15 protein-coding genes and 3 tRNA genes are annotated in these 17282 nt (G+C 73.3%); 13 read left to right on the top strand and 5 right to left on the bottom strand.

Going from position 1 to position 17282, the window contains the following annotated elements; translation table 11 throughout:
• Positions 1–100: 100 nt before the first annotated feature.
• The gene (locus ACIGXO_RS13170) at positions 101–1315 is read left to right on the top strand and encodes an RNA polymerase sigma factor (RefSeq protein ID WP_399784679.1); all 1215 of its coding nucleotides are present in this window, start codon (positions 101–103) and stop codon (positions 1313–1315) included.
• 81 nt (positions 1316–1396) lie between these two features.
• Here the strand turns inward: ACIGXO_RS13170 and ACIGXO_RS13165 are convergent, their stop codons facing one another.
• Together ACIGXO_RS13165 and ACIGXO_RS13160 are read right to left on the bottom strand one after the other, a co-directional pair.
• Positions 1397–2914 carry an FGGY family carbohydrate kinase gene (locus ACIGXO_RS13165; RefSeq protein WP_399784676.1) on the bottom strand — a complete coding sequence of 506 codons (1518 nt, stop codon included), beginning with the start codon at positions 2912–2914 and terminating at the stop codon, positions 1397–1399.
• Positions 2915–3028: 114 nt separating this feature from the next.
• On the bottom strand, positions 3029–3328 hold the full coding sequence (locus ACIGXO_RS13160; protein WP_223735773.1) for a YtxH domain-containing protein: 300 nt from the start codon (positions 3326–3328) through the stop codon (positions 3029–3031).
• A gap of 218 nt (positions 3329–3546) precedes the next feature.
• On the opposite strand from ACIGXO_RS13160, the gene ACIGXO_RS13155 reads away from it, so the two are divergent.
• The 12 genes from ACIGXO_RS13155 (at position 3547) to ACIGXO_RS13100 (ending at position 14506) form a co-directional block, all read left to right on the top strand.
• A tRNA-Asn gene (locus ACIGXO_RS13155) sits at positions 3547–3619 on the top strand.
• Positions 3620–3624: 5 nt separating this feature from the next.
• Positions 3625–3697, top strand: a tRNA-Asn gene (locus ACIGXO_RS13150).
• A 302-nt stretch (positions 3698–3999) separates the two neighbouring features.
• Positions 4000–4076: transfer RNA gene (locus ACIGXO_RS13145), tRNA-Ile, on the top strand.
• A 595-nt stretch (positions 4077–4671) separates the two neighbouring features.
• Entirely contained in the window at positions 4672–6090 is a 1419-nt protein-coding gene (locus tag ACIGXO_RS13140) for an NAD(P)/FAD-dependent oxidoreductase (protein ID WP_399784672.1), read from the top strand.
• On the top strand, positions 6077–6961 hold the full coding sequence (locus tag ACIGXO_RS13135; RefSeq protein ID WP_399784669.1) for a N5-glutamine methyltransferase family protein: 885 nt from the start codon (positions 6077–6079) through the stop codon (positions 6959–6961). The genes ACIGXO_RS13140 and ACIGXO_RS13135 overlap by 14 nt, the downstream gene beginning before the upstream one ends.
• A 97-nt stretch (positions 6962–7058) precedes the next feature.
• On the top strand, positions 7059–7379 hold the full coding sequence (locus tag ACIGXO_RS13130; RefSeq protein ID WP_399784665.1) for a chorismate mutase family protein: 321 nt from the start codon (positions 7059–7061) through the stop codon (positions 7377–7379).
• 38 nt (positions 7380–7417) lie between these two features.
• Positions 7418–9553, top strand: a complete 2136-nt coding sequence (gene pabB / locus ACIGXO_RS13125) for an aminodeoxychorismate synthase component I (protein ID WP_399784663.1) — start codon at positions 7418–7420, stop codon at positions 9551–9553.
• Entirely contained in the window at positions 9553–10533 is a 981-nt protein-coding gene (locus tag ACIGXO_RS13120; protein WP_399784661.1) for a prephenate dehydrogenase/arogenate dehydrogenase family protein, read from the top strand. Before pabB ends, ACIGXO_RS13120 begins: the two co-directional genes overlap by 1 nt.
• On the top strand, positions 10527–11825 hold the full coding sequence (locus tag ACIGXO_RS13115; protein ID WP_399784659.1) for an MFS transporter: 1299 nt from the start codon (positions 10527–10529) through the stop codon (positions 11823–11825). Before ACIGXO_RS13120 ends, ACIGXO_RS13115 begins: the two co-directional genes overlap by 7 nt.
• Positions 11826–11878: 53 nt before the next feature.
• A complete protein-coding gene (locus tag ACIGXO_RS13110; RefSeq protein WP_399784656.1) occupies positions 11879–13156 on the top strand; it encodes an ATP-grasp domain-containing protein in 1278 nt (425 codons plus the stop codon).
• Positions 13157–13289: 133 nt separating this feature from the next.
• Positions 13290–14303 carry a 3-deoxy-7-phosphoheptulonate synthase gene (locus tag ACIGXO_RS13105; RefSeq protein ID WP_399784653.1) on the top strand — a complete coding sequence of 338 codons (1014 nt, stop codon included), beginning with the start codon at positions 13290–13292 and terminating at the stop codon, positions 14301–14303.
• Entirely contained in the window at positions 14300–14506 is a 207-nt protein-coding gene (locus ACIGXO_RS13100; protein WP_399784650.1) for a hypothetical protein, read from the top strand. Before ACIGXO_RS13105 ends, ACIGXO_RS13100 begins: the two co-directional genes overlap by 4 nt.
• Here ACIGXO_RS13100 and paaE read toward each other — a convergent pair.
• From paaE to paaC, 3 genes are all read right to left on the bottom strand, one after another.
• Complete coding sequence (gene paaE, locus ACIGXO_RS13095) at positions 14451–15566, bottom strand: 1,2-phenylacetyl-CoA epoxidase subunit PaaE (RefSeq protein ID WP_399784647.1); 1116 nt, start codon at positions 15564–15566, stop codon at positions 14451–14453. The genes ACIGXO_RS13100 and paaE overlap by 56 nt on opposite strands.
• A complete protein-coding gene (gene paaD / locus ACIGXO_RS13090; protein ID WP_399785637.1) occupies positions 15566–16042 on the bottom strand; it encodes a 1,2-phenylacetyl-CoA epoxidase subunit PaaD in 477 nt (158 codons plus the stop codon). The genes paaE and paaD overlap by 1 nt, the downstream gene beginning before the upstream one ends.
• 326 nt (positions 16043–16368) lie before the next feature.
• Positions 16369–17259 carry a 1,2-phenylacetyl-CoA epoxidase subunit PaaC gene (gene paaC / locus ACIGXO_RS13085; RefSeq protein ID WP_399784644.1) on the bottom strand — a complete coding sequence of 297 codons (891 nt, stop codon included), beginning with the start codon at positions 17257–17259 and terminating at the stop codon, positions 16369–16371.
• Positions 17260–17282 lie beyond the last annotated feature (23 nt).

Genomic DNA, 17282 nt, shown 5'->3' with positions numbered 1-17282 from the left:
TGCCGGACTGTCTGCGTAACCACCCGGTCACCCACTGAAGGCAAAAAGTCGCCGCACGCCCCTCGTGGCGGGAGTGTGTCGTACTCCACACTGAGGAACGGTGCCTGAGTCCTCGAAGCGCGCCGGATCCGGCGGTACAGAGCCGGAGTCCGACGCCAACCCGCTTCTGATGTACGGGACGGACGGCGGCTCGGCCGCAGCCGTACCCGACCTTTGTGCCGCCTCAGCAGCGATCACCCTGGAGGTCGCCCCCGTGCAGACACGGAGCCTCGCCGACGCGCCGCCCGAAGCGGCCGCCACCGTGCCCCAGCAGGCCGAGCCGCCCGCCCCCGAGATGCTGTCCGAAGAGCCGGACCCGGCACCTGAGCCGCCACCGGAGCGGCAGGCCAGGCCCGAGGCGGGTGGCCCGTCCTCCGACCTCTTCCGGCAGTACCTCCGGGAGATCGGCCGCATCCCGCTGCTCAGCGCGGCCGAGGAGGTCGAGCTGGCCCGCCGGGTGGAAGCCGGCCTGTTCGCCGAGGCGAAGCTCGCGGGCACCCCCGACCTGGACTCCCAGCTGGCCCTCGACCTCGACAAGCTGGTGGTACTGGGCCGGATGGCCAAGCGCCGCCTGATCGAGGCCAACCTCCGCCTGGTCGTCTCGGTCGCCAAGCGGTACGTCGGCCGCGGCCTGACCATGCTCGACCTCGTCCAGGAGGGAAACCTCGGACTGATCCGCGCGGTCGAGAAGTTCGATTACGCGCGCGGCTACAAGTTCTCCACGTACGCGACGTGGTGGATCCGCCAGGCGATGTCCCGCGCCCTCGCCGACCAGGCCCGCACGATCCGGGTCCCGGTGCACGTCGTCGAGCTGATCAACCGCGTCGTACGGGTCCAGCGCCGGATGCTCCAGGAGCGCGGCTACGAACCGACCCCCGAGGAGGTCGCCGCCCAGCTCGACCTGCCCGAGGAGCGCGTCAGCGAGGTGCTGCGGCTCGCCCAGGAGCCCGTCTCGCTGCACGCACCGGTCGGCGAGGAGGACGACGTCGCGCTCGGCGACCTCATCGAGGACGGCGACGCCGCGTCCCCCGTGGAGTCCGCCGCTTTCCTGCTGTTGCGCGAGCACCTCGAAGCGGTGCTCTCCACCCTCGGCGAGCGCGAGCGCAAGGTCGTCCAGCTCCGCTACGGCCTGGCCGACGGCAGGCCGCGCACGCTGGAGGAGATAGGGCGCATCTTCGGCGTCACCCGCGAACGCATCCGCCAGATCGAGTCCAAGACCCTGAACAAGCTCCGCGATCACGCCTTCGCCGACCAGCTGCGCGGCTACCTCGACTGATACCGACCAGCTGCGCGGCTACCTCGACTGATACCTCGACCGAGCGCCGGTTCGTGCCCCGGGGCACGCCCGTCGCGGCTCTCAGCCCTCGACCGGCTCCTGACCCCCCACAGGGCTCCCCACAGCGTTCTCCGCAGGGCTCACGGCCGCCTCCGGGCCGCCCGTCGCCTCGTCGAACGCGCCCGGGTGCGTCTCCTCCCGTACCGACGTGTACTGCTGCCGCACCGCCTGCCCCACGGCCAGCTCCTCGCCCGGCTCGAACACCTGGCAGGCCGCGGCCGGCCAGCGCGGCGGCTCCTGCGCCGAGTGCGTCCCGTGCGCGAGGCCCAGCGCCCACGCCGCCTGTCGGGCCGCGCCCACCGCCGCGTAGTCCGCCGGCTGCGGCACCACGACCTGCGCGCCCAGCAGCGCGGGCGCGGCGGCCTGCACGGCGCCCAGCTCGGCCGCGGCACCCAGCAGGAACACTCTGCGCACCGGCACGCCCCGCCCGCGCAGCACGTCCAGCGCGTCCGCGAGCCCGCACAGCATGCCCTCGACGGCGGCGCGCGCCATGTGCTCGGGCTTCATGCTCTCCCTGCGCAGCCCGTGCAGCGACCCCGCGGTGTGCGGCAGATGAGGCGTCCGCTCGCCCTCCAGATAGGGCAGCATCACCATCCCGTACGAGCCCGGTGTCGACTTCAGCGCCAGGTCGGACAGGCCCTCCAGGTCCGTCCCCAGCGCCTCGGCCATGCCGCGCAGCACCCGTACGGCGTTGCTGGTGTGGACGACCGGCAGATGCATGCCGGTCGCGTCGGCGAAAGACGTGATCGTCCCCGTCGAGTCCGCCAGCGCCTCGTGGTGGATGCCGAAGACCGAGCCGGAGGCGCCCAGCGACACCACGGCGTCCCCGGTGCCCACGCCCAGCCCGAAGGCGGCGGCCATCGTCTCGCCCGTACCGGCGGAGATCAGCAGCCCCTCCGGCGTCACCCCGGCAGCGTCGGCGGGGCCCAGCACCTCGGGGAGCCGCACCTGGTGCCCGAGCGCCAGCTCGACCAGATCCGGGCGGTACGCGCCGCTCGCCGCCGACCAGAAGCCGGTGCCCGAGGCGCCGCCGCGGTCCGTCGTGCGCCGCGCGGGGCGCCCCAGCAGCTGCCAGACCAGCCAGTCGTGCGGCTGCATGATCTCCGCCACACGGGCGGCGTGCTCGGGCTCCGCGCGCGCCAGCCAGCGCAACTTCGCCACCGGCTGCGCGGCGTGCGGTACGGAACCCACGCCCTCCGCCCACGCCGAGCGCCCCCCGAGCGCGTCGATCAGGTCGGCCGCCGCGCTCTGCGCCCGCTTGTCGTTGCCCATGAGGGCAGGGCGAATCAGCGCACCGTCGTTGTCCAGCGGGAGCAGGCCGTGCTGCTGCGCCGAGACGCCGATCGCCTGCACGCCCTCCAGGAGCCCGCCGGCGGCTGCCTCACCGAGTGACATCAGCCACGTCTGCGGATCGACATCGGGCCCCTTCCCGTCAGGGTGCGGGGCGTACCCCTGCCTGACGACGGCACCCGTTTCGGTGTCGCAGACGACGATGCGTGTGCTTGCGGACGAGCTGTCCAACCCGGCGACTATCCCCATAGGACCTGATGATGCCGCATGCGGGGACCCCTGCGGAAAGCCGGACTCCCCGGACCGCACGGCGGCGGCCCGGGGAAGGCGGCGGTCCCGGCCGGTCGCGGCCGGCGCGAGACGCTAGGTGTTGCTGGTGCCCCAGTCGTCCTCTGCGCCGGAACGCTGCTCGCGCAGCGAACGGACGCGGTCCGAAACGGAGTTCGGGATCTTGTCACCAACCTTGGCCGAAACCGCGTCGTACGCCTTGTTCGCGGCCTGCCGGCCGGTCTGCGCGGCGGACTCGGCGGTATTGCGGACGGCGGGGTTCTGCGCGACCCGCTGCGCACTCTTGCGCAGCTGTTCGTACCGCTCCCGCCCGGCCCGGGTGCCGAGCACGTATCCGATGGCCAGTCCCGCGATGAACGTGAGCCGGTAGCGCATCGCTCCACCTCTCTGTCTGTCCGTCCCGCTCCCGGGTGCTTCCCGGTGACGCGGCGAGCCGCTGCTGTGCTGCTCTCACCGGTACCCGGGGCCGGAGTGATCACCCATGGGCATACCGATTGGCAAAGCACCCCCCTGCTTGCGCTAATGTATGTGTCGCAGCGAGCGCACGCCGTCCGGAAGCCCGGACCGGAGTGCGTTCGAGGCACACAGAGCAATCCCCTGTAGCTCAATTGGCAGAGCAGCCGGCTGTTAACCGGCAGGTTACTGGTTCGAGTCCAGTCGGGGGAGCGCAGTCCCCTGTAGCTCAATTGGCAGAGCATTCGGCTGTTAACCGGAGGGTTACTGGTTCGAGTCCAGTCGGGGGAGCAGGAGGAAGAGGACCCCGTGAGGGGTCCTTTTTCATGTCCGGTTCCGTACCGGGTGCCGGGTCCGGCGCGGTCGGCGGCGGGCCCGCCGGGAGCGCGCCGGCGCCTCGCCGGGAATCGAACACCCGGACCACTCCAAAGAGTGAGCCTCTGGGCGGAACCGAACAGTGGGTGATCGGAGTCTTCACGATCGCACGCAGCGAGCCGCTCCGCGCTCGACGCCCACCCTCACGGGCAGCAGATCGTATGAGCGGCTATGCTGCGGCAGACGGCGCGCACAAATGTGCGCGGCGCGCCGTTACGGGGGCGGTAGCTCAGCCGGTTAGAGCAGCGGACTCATAATCCGTCGGCCGTGGGTTCGAGTCCCACCCGCCCCACCACCGCGCGCTGAGCAGAAACGATCTGGCCAGCGAGCGCAGCGCATCGAAGGGCCGCCACGCATGTCGCGTGGCGGCCCTCGTCGTTGCCGGGCCGGCGGTCCGGGGGGCGGGTCGTCCGCCCAACTGGAATTCCTAAGTCCGAACTATGCATTCCGCATCCGCTCGCCGAGCGGACGGAAGGCGCTCCGTATAAATAGCGGAGTGATGGTTGACAGTTGCGCGGCGGCACTTGCAGTATTTCTCCGGCCAGGGCGAGTCGGGAAGCCGGACTCGCCGGGGGGAAAGAGGGGGATGCACGGGGCGTGACCGGCCTACGGCTCATGAATTTCTCGCTACGGGCAAGCGTCTGACCGAGCCCCGGGGGTGTGACCCGGGGAAGACGGCTTTTTCATGCCGTCCGCTGCTTCCGTATTCCTTACCGCTGCGCTATGCGTGCGGACGTGAATTCCAGTGACTCACGCCTGCGCGCTGACCGCCGCGCGGCCTCCGGAACGCCCGGTCGTTCCTGGAGTTCTTCTTTTCGTGGATGCACTTGGTCTGGGGAGTGGGTACCGCTATGTCTTCACTTGGGGTTGAAAGCAGGACGTTCGATGCCGTGGTCGTCGGCAACGGAGCGCTCGGTTCGTCGCTCGCCCTCGTCCTCGCCCGGCGCGGACTCCGCGTCGCACTCGTGGGGGAGCCGCACCGGCCGGCCGCCGCCTCGGTCGCCGCGGGAGCGATGCTCGGCTGCTTCGGCGAGGTGACCACGACCCTGCTCAAGAGCGAGCACGGGCGCACCAAGCTGGACATGGACGTCAGGGCGACCAAGCTCTGGGACGGCTGGCTGGCGCGGCTGTACGACGAGGTCGGCGGCGACGAGATCCGCAGCGCCGACGGCACGATCGTCATGCTGAACACCGTCGGAATTCCGCAGATCGACGACGACAACTACGCGGCCATGCGCACCGCGATGGACGAGTACGGCGAGAAGTACGAAGACATTTCGCCGTCGGACATCTCCTGGCTGGACCCGGACCCGGGATCGCGCCCGCAGCTGGCGATGTTCATTCCCAATGAACACGCGGTGAATTCCCACGCGTTGCTGGACCGGCTGCAGGCGGCCTTCACCAAGGCCGGCGGCACGGTCGTACCCGAAAGCGTCGGCGGGCTGCTGAAGAATGCGGAAAGAGTCACCGGCGTCACGCTGAAATCCGGTGGCGAGCTGCGGGCGGGCAACGTCGTACTGGCCGCCGGGGCGGCCACTCAGCACATCCTCGACACCGCCCCCGAAATATCCGCCGGCATTCCGCCCATGGTCAGCGGATACGGAGTGTCCGCGCTGGTCGGGACCGAGGACGGTACGACGCCGGACAGTGTCATCCGCACGCCCAACCGCGCTTTCGCCTGCGGACTGCACGTCGTCCCCCGCTCGCAGGGCCGGGTCTACATCGGGGCGACCAACATCATCTCCACCACGCCGCGCACCACGCCGCTCCTCAGCGACGTGCTGTTCCTGCTCGGCTGCGCCACCCACCAGGTGCGCCGCGACCTGTCCGAGAGCGGCCTGGAGCGCCTCCAGGTCGGCAACCGGCCGGTGCCCCTGGACGGCTTCCCGCTGCTGGGCGAGGCCGGCCCCGGCGGACTGTGGCTGATGACCGGCACCTACCGCGACGGCCTGCACCAGTCCCCGCTGCTCGCCGAGGAGATGGCCCGGCGGATCCTGGGCGAGGCCCCGCAGCTGGACCTGGAGATGTTCCGTCCCCGGCGGGCGCCGATCCAGGCGCTGACCCGCGACGAGAGCATCGAGACGGCGGTGACGCACATGCTCGCCACCGGCTACGAGTACGACTGGAACATCCCGATCGAGTGGCCGTACATCATGGAGGACTACCTCCGGAAGGGCTACCGCCAGTTCGCCGAGGAGCTCGACCCCGAGTTCACGCCGCCGCCGGAGCTGCTCGCCGCCTCCCGGCTGCGGCCGGACCTCATCCAGTCCCTGCGCGACTACTACGCGGCGAGCCGTGCCGGTGAGTGACGAGGCGGCGCCGCGCTCCGCGGGCGCCCTCGCCGACGCGGCGGCGCGCACGCTGGCCGCCGCGGGGGTGCCGGATCCGCAGGGGGACGCGGCGGCGCTGGTCGCCCATGTGTTCGGTACTGGCGCGGACCGGCCGCGGCCGGACGCGACGGCGGACGAGAAGCGGGCCGAGGAGCTGGCCGCGCTGGTGGCCCGGCGGGCGGCCCGCATCCCGCTGGGCCACCTCACCGGCCGCGCGGTCCTCGGCGGCATCGAGGTGGCGGTCGCGCCGGGCGTCTTCGTGCCGCGGGTGCACAGCGAGCGGGTGCTCGCGCACGCCCTGGACGCCCTGTCGCCGGTCGCCCGGCCGGTGATCGTCGATCTCTGCACCGGCTCCGGGGCGATCGCCCTGGCGCTGGCGCACGCCCGGCCCGACGCTCAGGTGCACGCGGTCGAGCTGGACCCGTATGCGCTCGACTGGGCGCGGCGCAACGCCGCCCGGCGGGCCGAGGCCGGCGACACCCCCGTCCACCTGCACGAAGGGGACGTCACCGACCCGGACCTGCTGGCGGCGCTGACCGGCCGGGTGGACCTGGTCACGGCCAATCCGCCCTTCGTGCCCGAGGGCACCGAACTGCTGCCCGAGTACGGCGAGCACCACCCGCGGCAGGCGATCTTCAGCGGCGGCGACGGCCTCGACGTGATCCGCGGCGTGGTGCGGCTGGCCGGCCGGCTGCTGCGCCCGCGGGGCGCGCTGGTCATCGAGCACGGCCACTTCCACGAGGAGACGGTCCCCGCGCTGCTCCGCGGGTCGGGGGAGTTCACCGACGTCGCCGACCACCTGGACCAGGACGGCCGGCCGCTGTACGCGACGGCTCTCCGTACCGGCTGACCGCCGGCGGGACGTTCCGGGCGGCCCGGTCCGGCCGGGCCGCCCGAAACGTCCCACCCCATAGCTCAAGCGTTCGACACCTCAGTAAGGAGACTCCGTGACGCACGTTCCGGCAACGTCCCAGCCCGCCTCGGACACCCTGGAGGCGCTGCGCGCCGAGCTCGATGCCACCGACACCCGCCTGCGCGACGCCCTGCGGGAACGCATCGAGATCTGCGTGCGGATCGCGGAGCACAAGCGGCAGCACGGCATCCCCATGATGCAGCCGCACCGTATCGGCGCCGTCCAGGACCGAGCCGCACGGTTCGCCGAAGAGCACGGTATCGACCAGACGTTCATCCGGCGTTTCTACGATCTCATCATCACCGAGACCTGCCGCGTCGAGGACCTGGTCATCGCGGGTGAGGAACCGAAGTAGGCAGCGACCCTGCCACCCGACTGGGAGAACCGCACACGATGCGCACACTCATCATCGACAACTACGACTCCTTCACCTACAACCTCCACCAGCTCCTCGGGGAGGTGAACGGAGAGCCGCCCGTGGTCGTGCGCAACGACGCCGACTGGGCCGGCATCCCGTTCGCGGACGTGGACAACATCGTCGTCTCGCCCGGCCCGGGAACCCCCGAACGCCCGGCCGACCTGGGCATCAGCGCCCGGGCCATCCGCGAGAGCGGGCTCCCCGTGCTCGGTGTCTGCCTCGGCCACCAGGCCATCTGCCACCTGGCCGGCGCCGAGGTCGGGCACGCGCCCGAGCCCATGCACGGCCGGCTCTCCGACGTCCGCCACAGCGGCCAGGACATCTTCGCCGGCCTGCCCTCCCCCTTCCCCGTCGTGCGCTACCACTCGCTCGCGGTCACCGGACTCCCCGCGGAGCTGGAGGCCCTCGCCTGGACGGAGGACGGCGTCCTGATGGGGGTACGGCACCGCACCGCTCCCCTGTGGGGCGTGCAGTTCCACCCCGAGTCGATATCCAGTACGTACGGCAGGGAGCTGCTGGCCAACTTCCGCGACCTCACCCGGGAACGCTCCCGCACCGCGGCGCCGCGGCCGGCGCGAAGACCGCAGGCCCCGAGCCGGCAGCCCGCGCCCGCCGCCTCTCCGTACCGCCTGCGGGTGCGCAAGCTCCCGGTGCTGCCCGACGCGCAGGCCGCCTACCGCACCCTGTTCGCCACCGCGCCGCACAGCTTCTGGCTGGACAGCAGCGCCGTCATCGAAGGGGTATCCCGCTTCTCCTTCATGGGCGACGGCACCGGCCCGCTGGCGGAGTACCTCACCTACCGCGTCGCCGACGGCACGGTCACCGTGGAGCGCCCCGGCCACCCGCCGCGCCGCGTCCGCCGGCCGTTCTTCGACCACCTCGACGAACAGCTGCGGCTGCGCACCCTCCCGGTGCCCGAGGGGCTGCCCTTCGACTTCAACCTCGGCTACGTCGGCTACCTCGGCTACGAACTCAAGGCGGAGACCGGCGGCGCCGCCGCGCACGACGCGACCACACCCGACGCGGCCCTGCTCTTCGCCGACCGCGCGCTCGTCCTGGACCACCAGGAGGGCGTCTGCTACCTCCTCGCGCTGGATCCGGCCACCGGCGAGCAGCGGAGCGATGCCTGGCTGGACGCCACGGCCGACGCCGTGCACCGGCTGGCCGAGGACCCCGCCGGCGCCCCGGCGGCGCCCGTACGCCACACGGCGTCGGTCGAGCCCGGCGCGCTGCGCCACGGCAAGGACGCCTACCTCAAGCGCATCGGCGCCTGCCTGGACGAGATCAGGGACGGCGAGAGCTACGAGGTGTGCCTGACCAACACCGCCACCGTGCCCGCGCCGGCCGACGCGCTGGAGACCTACACCCGGCTGCGCCGGATCAGCCCCGTACCGTACGGAGCGCTGCTCGACTTCCCCGGTACCGCGGTGCTCAGCGCGTCCCCCGAGCGGTTCCTGAGCATCGGTGCCGACGGGCGCGCGGAGTCCAAGCCGATCAAGGGCACCCGGCCGCGCGGCGCGACGGCCGCCGAGGACGCGGCGCTCCGTGCGGACCTGCTGGGCCAGGAGAAGGACCGCGCCGAGAACCTGATGATCGTGGACCTGGTCCGCAACGACCTCAACACGGTGTGCGAGATCGGCTCCGTGCACGTGCCCGCGCTCTTCACCGTGGAGAGCTACGCGCAGGTGCACCAGCTGGTCTCCACGATCCGGGGGACACTGCGCGCGGACCGGTCCGCGGTGGACTGCGTCCGGGCGTCCTTCCCCGGCGGCTCGATGACCGGCGCGCCCAAGATCCGCACCATGGAGATCATCGACCGGCTGGAGGAGGGGCCCCGCGGGGTGTACTCGGGGGCGATCGGCTGGTTCTCGCTCTCCGGGGCCGCCGATCTGAGCATCGTCATCCGCACCCTGGTCGTCGAGGGGGACCGGGCCGCCTTCGGGGTGGGCGGTGCGATCGTCGCCCTGTCCGACCCGGACGAGGAGTTCGAGGAAACCATGGTCAAGTCCCGGGCGGTGGTCGCCGCTCTCGCGGCGCCGCGCGAGGCCGCACCGGAAAGCGCGGCCGCCGGGACGGCCGGGCGCGTACTGGAAGGCAGGGAAGCGCACTGATGACGGAAGCTGAAGGACGGCTGCGGTGTGTGGTCGCGGGCGGCGCCGGGGCGGTGGGCCGGATGTTCGCCGGCCTCCTGGCCGCGGCCGGCGCCGAGGTGTGCACGGTCGACACCGCTCCGCCGGGCGGGCCGGCCGGCACCGCCGGGCCACCGCCCCGGCAGCTGCGGGGCGACATCACCGCCCCCGACGCGGCGGTACGCGCCGAACTGGCCGCCGCCGACGTGGTCCTGCTGGCGCTGCCCGAGCGGGTGGCGCTGGACGCGGTGGCGGTGCTGGCGGACGCCGTACGGCCGGACGCCCTGCTCGCCGAGACGCTGTCGGTGAAGTCGTCCTTCAGTGAAGCCGTGCGGAGCGCCGCCCCCGGGCACCAAGCCGTGGGCCTGAACCCGATGTTCGCGCCGTCCCTCGGTCTTCCCGGGCGGCCGGTCGCCGCGGTGGTCCACCGGGACGGCCCGCTGGCGGCCCGGCTGCTGGACATCGTGCGGCAGGGCGGCGGCCGGGTGGTGACGGTGGCGGCCGCCGAGCACGACCGGCTCGCCGCCGCGTCCCAGGCGCTGACCCACGCCGCGGTCCTCTCCTTCGGCGCCGCGCTGGCCGAACTGGACGTGGACATCGAGACGCTGAGCGCGCTCGCCCCGCCCCCGCACGCCACGCTGCTGGCCCTGCTCGCCCGTATCGCGGGCGGCACGCCCGAGGTGTACTGGGACGTCCAGGCCGGCAACCCGCTGGCCCGGGAGGCGCGGCAGGCGCTCGCCTCGGGGCTGGCGCGGCTCGACGGGCTCGCCGACCCCGACCGGCTCGCCGATCCCGCTGCCGCCCGCGCGGCGGAGGCGGAGTTCGCCGGGGAGATGGGCCGCATCCGCGAGGTGTTCGGCAAGCGGCTGGAGCCGTACGGGGAGCTGTGCGCCGGCCTGTTCGCGCAGTTTCCGCAGCCGGGGCCGGAGCAGGACGGGCCGTCGGGCGGTGCCGCGTGCTGAGCACCATGCTGCCGCCGCCCGGCCCGCCGCGCACCCTCGCCCTCGCGCAGCTCGTCGCACGCGTCGGTGACGGCCTGTACTACGTCTGCGCGGCGCTGTACTTCACCCGCGTCGTCGGCCTGTCCCCGGCCGAGTTCGGCGTGGGCCTCTCCGTCGCCTGGACGCTGGGCATGGTCGTGGGCGTGCCCCTGGGACACATCGCCGACCGCAAGGGCCCCCGGGGTACGGCCGTGCTGCTGTTCGCCGTGGCGGGGCTCGCCATCGGCTCGTACCTCTTCATCCACTCGCTGCCGCTGTTCATCCTGACGGCCTGTGTGTACGCGATCTGCCAGCACGGCGGGTCGGCGGCACAACAGGCCCTGATGGCGGGGCTGGTGGACAAGGAGCGGATCACCGAGACCCGCGCCTACATGAAGGCCACGTACAACACGGGGCTCTCCATCGGAGCGGCGTTCGGCGGCCTGGCCCTGGTCTTCGACAACCGCGCCGCCTACATGACGGCCTTCGCCGCGAACGCGCTGCTCTTCTTCTGCTCCTCCTTCGTGCTCAGCCGGCTGCCCGCCGTGCCGCCGGCCGCGGTGGAGGAGGGCGAACCCCAGCTCGCCGTGTTGCGGGACCGCCCGTACGCCGTCATCACCCTGCTCAACCTGGTCCTGGTGCTGCACGGCCCGCTGATCGACGTGGCCATGCCGTTGTGGATCGTGCAGTACACCACCGCCCCCAAGTGGCTGGTCTCGGCGATGTTCGTGCTCAACACGGCGGCCGTGGTGCTGCTGCAGGTCCGGGTGGCCCGCGGGGTCACGGACCTGGCGGGTGCGACCCGCTTCGTGCTGCGCTCCGGGTTCTTCATGCTGGCGGCCTGCGCGGTGTTCGCGCTGTCGGCCGCGGGGAACTCGGCGTGGCTGGCCGGCGCGGTGATGCTGGTGGCATACGCCCTGCTGACGTGGGGCGAGATGATGCAGTCCGCGGGCACCTGGGAGATCAGCTTCGGGCTCGCGCCGCCCGGCAAGTACGGCCAGTACCAAGGGTTCTTCGGCATCGGGATGACCGGCGCGGAGATCCTCGGCCCGATCGTGCTCACCTTCCTCATCATCTACGGCGGGCCGCTCGGCTGGCTGGTGCTCGGCGCCGCGCTGCTGCTCGCGAGCCTGGCGATGGCGCCGGCCGTCCGCTGGGCGGAGCGCACCCGCAAGCCGGCGCCAGAGCCGTCGGGCGAGCCGTCGGGTGAGCCGCCCGTGGCGGCGGACCGGCCGGCCGGTCCGGCCGCGCCCGACGTGCCGGCGTCCGGCTGAACCGTCCGCTGTGGTCGGCCCGGTTGCGACCAGTCCAAGGAGCGTCCTCACTCATGTCCCAGACCCCTGCCGTGCCTTCCTCCCTGCCCACCGGCCTGCCGTCCGGCGCCTCGCCCGGAGGCGTCCTGGTGATCGGCGGGCGCACCGACGTCCTGCGCAAGGCGAAGGCGCTCGGCCTGCACGTCGTGTACGTGCAGCAGCCGGAGTACTTCCTTGCCGAAGAGGCCGCGTGGTGCGACAAGGCGCTGCTCGTGGACTACACGGACTGGCGCGAGCTGCGGCCGCTGGTGGCCGCGGCACACGAGGCGTACGGCTTCACCTGCGCGTTCTCCACTCTCGAACCCGCGCTGGAGCCGGTCGGCCTGGTCAACGAACTGCTCGGCTTCGACGGCAACCCCCACCAGGTCAGCAACCTCCTGCGGGACAAGTGGGCCATGCGCCGGCACCTCGCCGGGGCCGGGCCGCTGTCGGTGGCGGCGGCGGAGGCCGGCGGCCGGGAGAGCCTGGTGGAGTTCGGCCGGGCACACGGCTTCCCCTTCATCCTCAAGCCCGTCGACGCCGCCGCGAGCCTGGGCGTGCTGCGGGTGGACGGGCCCGGGGACATCGATGCGGTACTGGACCGGCTGGAGGGGCTGCGCGGCAGCTCGGAGCACCAGTTCGCCAATTTCTTCCGCCTCGAGCGCTTCTTGCTGGAGGAATACCTCGACGGGCCCGAGTACAGCGTCGAGTCGCTCAGCTTCGACGGCCGGCACACCGTGGTGGCCATCACGGAGAAGCGCACGCACACGGAGTTCGTGGAGCTGGGACACGCCCTGCCGGCCCGGCTGGCCCCGGGTGTTGAGGCGGAGATCACCGGTTGCGTCACCGCGTTCCTGGACGCCGTCGGCCTGCGCCAGGGGCCGGCCCACACCGAGGTACGTCTCTCGTCCCGCGGCCCGAAGGTGATCGAGTCGCACGACCGGACCGGCGGCGACCGGATCTCCGAACTGGTCGAGGCGGCCTACGGCATCGACCTGGAGGCCCGCGCCCTCGCCTGGCTGAGCGGGCGGGGCGAGGACCTGCCCGGCCGCCCGCGCCCCCTGGCCGCGGCCGCCACCCGGTTCCTGACCAGCGCCCCCGGCACGGTCGTGGAGATCCACGGAGTCGAGGCGGCGCGGGCGCTGGACGGCGTACTGGACGTCTCGGTCGGCGTCCGGGTCGGCGACACCGTCCCGCCGCTGCAGGCCAGCTGGGACCGGGTCGGGCAGATCCTGGTCACGGCGGCGGACACCGCGGCGGCCGTGGACCTGTGCGACCGCGTCGCGGAGAAGATCAGCATTGTCACGGCGTGAGGGGGTGGTGGCGGGTGACGGGGCGGCGGCGCTTGGCGGGGCGTTCGCGGGTGACGGGTCGGCGGCGGTTGGTGGGGCGTTGACGCTTGGCGGGGCGGCGGCGGTTGGTGCGGCGGCGGCGCTTGGTGGGGCGGTGGCGCGGCCCGCGTCGGGCGCGGCCGGTGCGGCGCTCGTGCTCCCCGGCGAGCGCGCCCGGCTCCAGGAGCACCTGGCCGCCGTCGCACGCGGCGAGGCGCTGCTGATCCAGGCCGCCGACCGGGCGTGGCCCGGCGGCCCGCCCGTGGCCGCGCGCCTCGGGAACCTGCTGACGGCGCTGTCTCAGGCCGCCACCGTGCTGTCGTACGCCGCCGGAGTCCCCGTCGTACGGCTGCTGCACAGTGACGCCGCCGACGAGGAGCCGGCCGCCACGCTGAACCTGGCGCGGGCCCTGACACGCGACGGGCGGCCGGGCGTGCCGGAGGCCCATGCGGCGAACCAGCGGTTCGTCGCGAGCTCACCGCGGCGCGACCGCTACGCGCCGCTGATCCGCGAGATCGACGCGGCGCTGCGCTTCATGCGCGCCCACGGTGTCCGCAGGGACCCGGCCCCGATGACGGATCTCTTCGCCGGCCGTACGGACGCCGCCGGGCATCTGACCTGGCTGGACGCCCGGACGGCGGACCGTGACGACGACGTCGTGGCGCGGGTGGCGGGGGCCGGGGGACCGGTGGGGGTGACGCTGGGGCCGGACACCACCAGCGACGTCCTGCTGGCGCTGGTGGACCGCCTGGACCCGGAGCGGTCCGCGGGCCGGCTCACCTTCCTCACCCGGCTCGGCGCCGCCGCCGTGCACGACGTACTCCCCGACCTGCTGGGCAAGGTCGCCGCGTCCGGTGCCCTGGCCGTCTGGGCCTGCGACCCCTGGCACGCCAACGCCGTGCGCTCGCCGGACGGCGGGCCGCGCTGGGACCTCGACGCGGTGCTGGCGGAGGCCAGGGCGTTCGCGGAGGCGCACCGTGCGTCGGGTACGTACGCCGGGGGGCTCCACCTCGAAGCCGGGGGCGGACCGGCGGCGGGTGGTGCTGCCGCACCGCTCGGCGGGACCGGCGGACCGGACGCGCTTCTGGAGCTGGCCTTCCAACTCGCCGAGTTCTACCGGTCGCCGTGAGCGCCCCTGCCGCGGAGGCCGCCGACGCCGACGCCGACGGTGCTGCCGACGCCGACGGTGCTGCCGACGGCGACGCCGACGCCGACGCCGACGCCGACGCCGACGCCGACGCCGACGCCGACGACGCTGCCGACGCCCGTCGGGCCGTCAGCTGTCGAAGTCGACCGTCAGGGCGTCGGACGCCGGGAAGGTCTGGCAGGTAAGGACGTAACCGGCCTCGACCTCGGAGGTCTCCAGGGCGAAGTTGCGGCGCATGTCGGCCTCGCCGTCGCGGATCAGCGCGCGGCAGGTGCCGCAGACGCCGCCCTTGCAGGCGAACGGGACGTCCGGGCGGGCCTGCTGGGCGCCGTCCAGTATCGCGCGGTCGCGGGGGAGCGGCTGGGTCGTCGTCCGGCCGTCGAGGGTGATCGTGACCTCGCTGACCGGGCCGTCGGCGGGGGCCTCTTCGTGCCGCGCCTCGCGCACCGGCTCGTCATCGGCGTAGAACAGCTCCTGGTGCACACGGTCCTCGGGCACGCCCAGCCCGTCCAGTACCCGCTGCGCGTCGCGGACCATGCCGTGCGGGCCGCAGAGCCACCAGTGGTCGGCGTCCGCCACGTCGACCAGTGAGCCGATGAGCGCGGACAGCCGGTCGGCGTCCAGGCGCCCGGAGAACAGTTCGGCCTCGCGCGGCTCCCGTGAGAGGACGTGACCGAGCTGGAAGCGGGTGGGGTAACGATCCTTCAGGTCGGCCAGCTCGTCCGCGAACATCACCGTCGCCGTCCGGCGGTTGCCGTAGAAGAGCGTGACGCGTGAGCTGTCGTCGGCCGCCAGCACGGACGCGGCGATGGAGAGCATCGGCGTGATCCCGGACCCGGCCGCGATCAGGACGTGATGGCCGGGCACGGTGAGGTCGGGGGTGAAGAAGCCGGTGGGCGCCATCACCTCGACGGTGTCCCCGGGCCGTACGTCATTGACCAGCCAGGACGAGAACAGGCCGCCGGGCACGACGCGGACGCCGATGCGCGGGGTGTCGCCGACGGGGGCGCAGATGCTGTACGAGCGGCGCTCGTCGCGGCCCTCGATCTCCCGGCGGAGGGTGAGCGACTGGCCGGGCGCGAACGCGAACTCCCCGGCCAGCTCCTCCGGTACCTCGAAGCTGACGGCGGCGGAGTCCTCGGTCAGCGGCTCGACCGCGGCGACGCGGAGCGAGTGGAACGCCGGACGCCGACGGGCCGGGGCCGCCGCCGGGGCGGGCGAGGCGGGCGCGGTGGGGGCGGTCATCAGATCTCCTTGACGTGCTCGTACGGTTCCCGGCAGCTGCGGCAGCGGCGCAGCGCCCGGCAGGAGGTGGCGCCGAAGCGGGAGAGCTCCTCGGTGTCGGCGGAGCCGCAGCGCGGGCAGGGCACGGCCCGGCGGGTCGGCGACAGGTCCAGCAGGACCGGGCCTCCGGTGTGGCGCGGGGCGGGGCCGGGCGGCGCGATGCCGTGCTCGGCGAGCTTGCGGCGGCCCTCCTCGGAGATCCAGTCCGTCGTCCACGGCGGGTCCAGCACCGTTTCGATACGGACGTCCGCATACCCGGCGGCGTGCAGCCGGGCCGCGAGCGTGGCCCGCATCTCGGCCATGGCCGGGCAGCCCGAGTAGGTCGGGGTCATGGTGGCCGTGACCGATCCGTCCGGCGCCGCCTCGACGCCGCGCAGGACACCCAGCTCGGCGAGGGTGACCATGGGCAGCTCGGGGTCGACCACCTCGGAGGCGATCCGCCGAGCGCGGGCCGCGGCGGCCTCCGGCTCGGTGCCGTCCTCGTGACGAACGGTGTTCTCCGGCGCGGTGTTGTCTTCGTGGCGAGCGGTGGTTTCCGGTGCGGCGTCGTCGCCGTGGCGAACGCTGGTCACCGGCGCGGTGCCGTCACCGTGGAGCACGGTGGTTTCCGGTGCGGTGTTGTCGCCGTGGCGAGCGGTGGTTTCCCGTGCGGCGTTGTCGCCGTGGAGCACGGTGGTTTCCGGCGCGGTGCCGTCGCCGTGGCCAACGCTGGTCACCGGTGCGGCGCCGTCACCGTGGAGAACGTGCAGGGTCGCGGCCATCGTCACCACGCGGCTTCCGGGTGGGCGCGGGCGAGGCCCTGCAGCTCATCGAGGAGCGGTGCCAGGTGCTCCGTGCGGTCGCCGGCCCGGCCCGCGCCCGGTACGGCCGTGACCTGCGCGGGAGTGCTCAGCCCGGCGGCCTCGGCGACCTGCGCGAGCACCGCGCGGGTGGCCTCGGCGACCTCCTCGGCGGGCGCGCCGAAACCCTCGGCGCTCCGGTCCGCGTACAGCTCCTCCAGCCAGGGGGCGAGCTCCGTCCAGGCCGCCTGCATACGGCGGTGCGACTCCGCCGTCCCGTCACCGAGCCGGACGACCCACTCCGCCGCGTACTGCCGGTGGTACGTCAGCTCCTTGACGCCCTTCGCGGCCACCGCCGCCAGCACCGGGTCGGCGCAGCCGGCCAGCCGCTCGAACAGGGCCAGCCGCCACGCGGACTGCGCCAGCAGCCGCCCGACGCAGCACGCGAAGTCGCCGCGGGGCAGCTCCGCCAGGCGTACGTTGCGGAAGTCCGCCGCGTCGCGGAAGTAGGCGTACGCGTCCTCGTCGCGGCCCGTGCCGTCGGCCTGCCCGGCGCGGGCGTACAGCAGCCGGGCCTGGCCGAGCAGGTCGAGGCCGATGTTGGCGAGCGCCATCTCCTCCTCCAGCTCGGGGGCGCGGGTGCACCACTCGGCCAGCCGCTGCGCGCTGATCAGCGCGTCGTCCCCGAGGGCCACGCAGAGCGCGGCCAGCGCGGCCGCGTCCACGCCCTCGGGCAGCGCCGTCGGGACGCCGTGCAGCGGGTCGGCGAAGCCCGTGCCGAAGGCCCAGCGGGCGTCGCCCTCGTCGCCGTCGGCGAGCGAGAGGTACACGTGATCGTCGGCCGCTTCGCGGGCTTCACTCATGTCGGCTGCCATGTCTCAACTGCTCCTGGTCGGAT

Source organism: Streptomyces sp. NPDC053542, assembly GCF_044544685.1.
Classification (GTDB): Bacteria; Actinomycetota; Actinomycetes; order Streptomycetales; family Streptomycetaceae; genus Streptomyces.
Note: the sequence above shows the minus strand (reverse complement) of the source record. Positions and strands in the feature narration are given on the sequence as shown.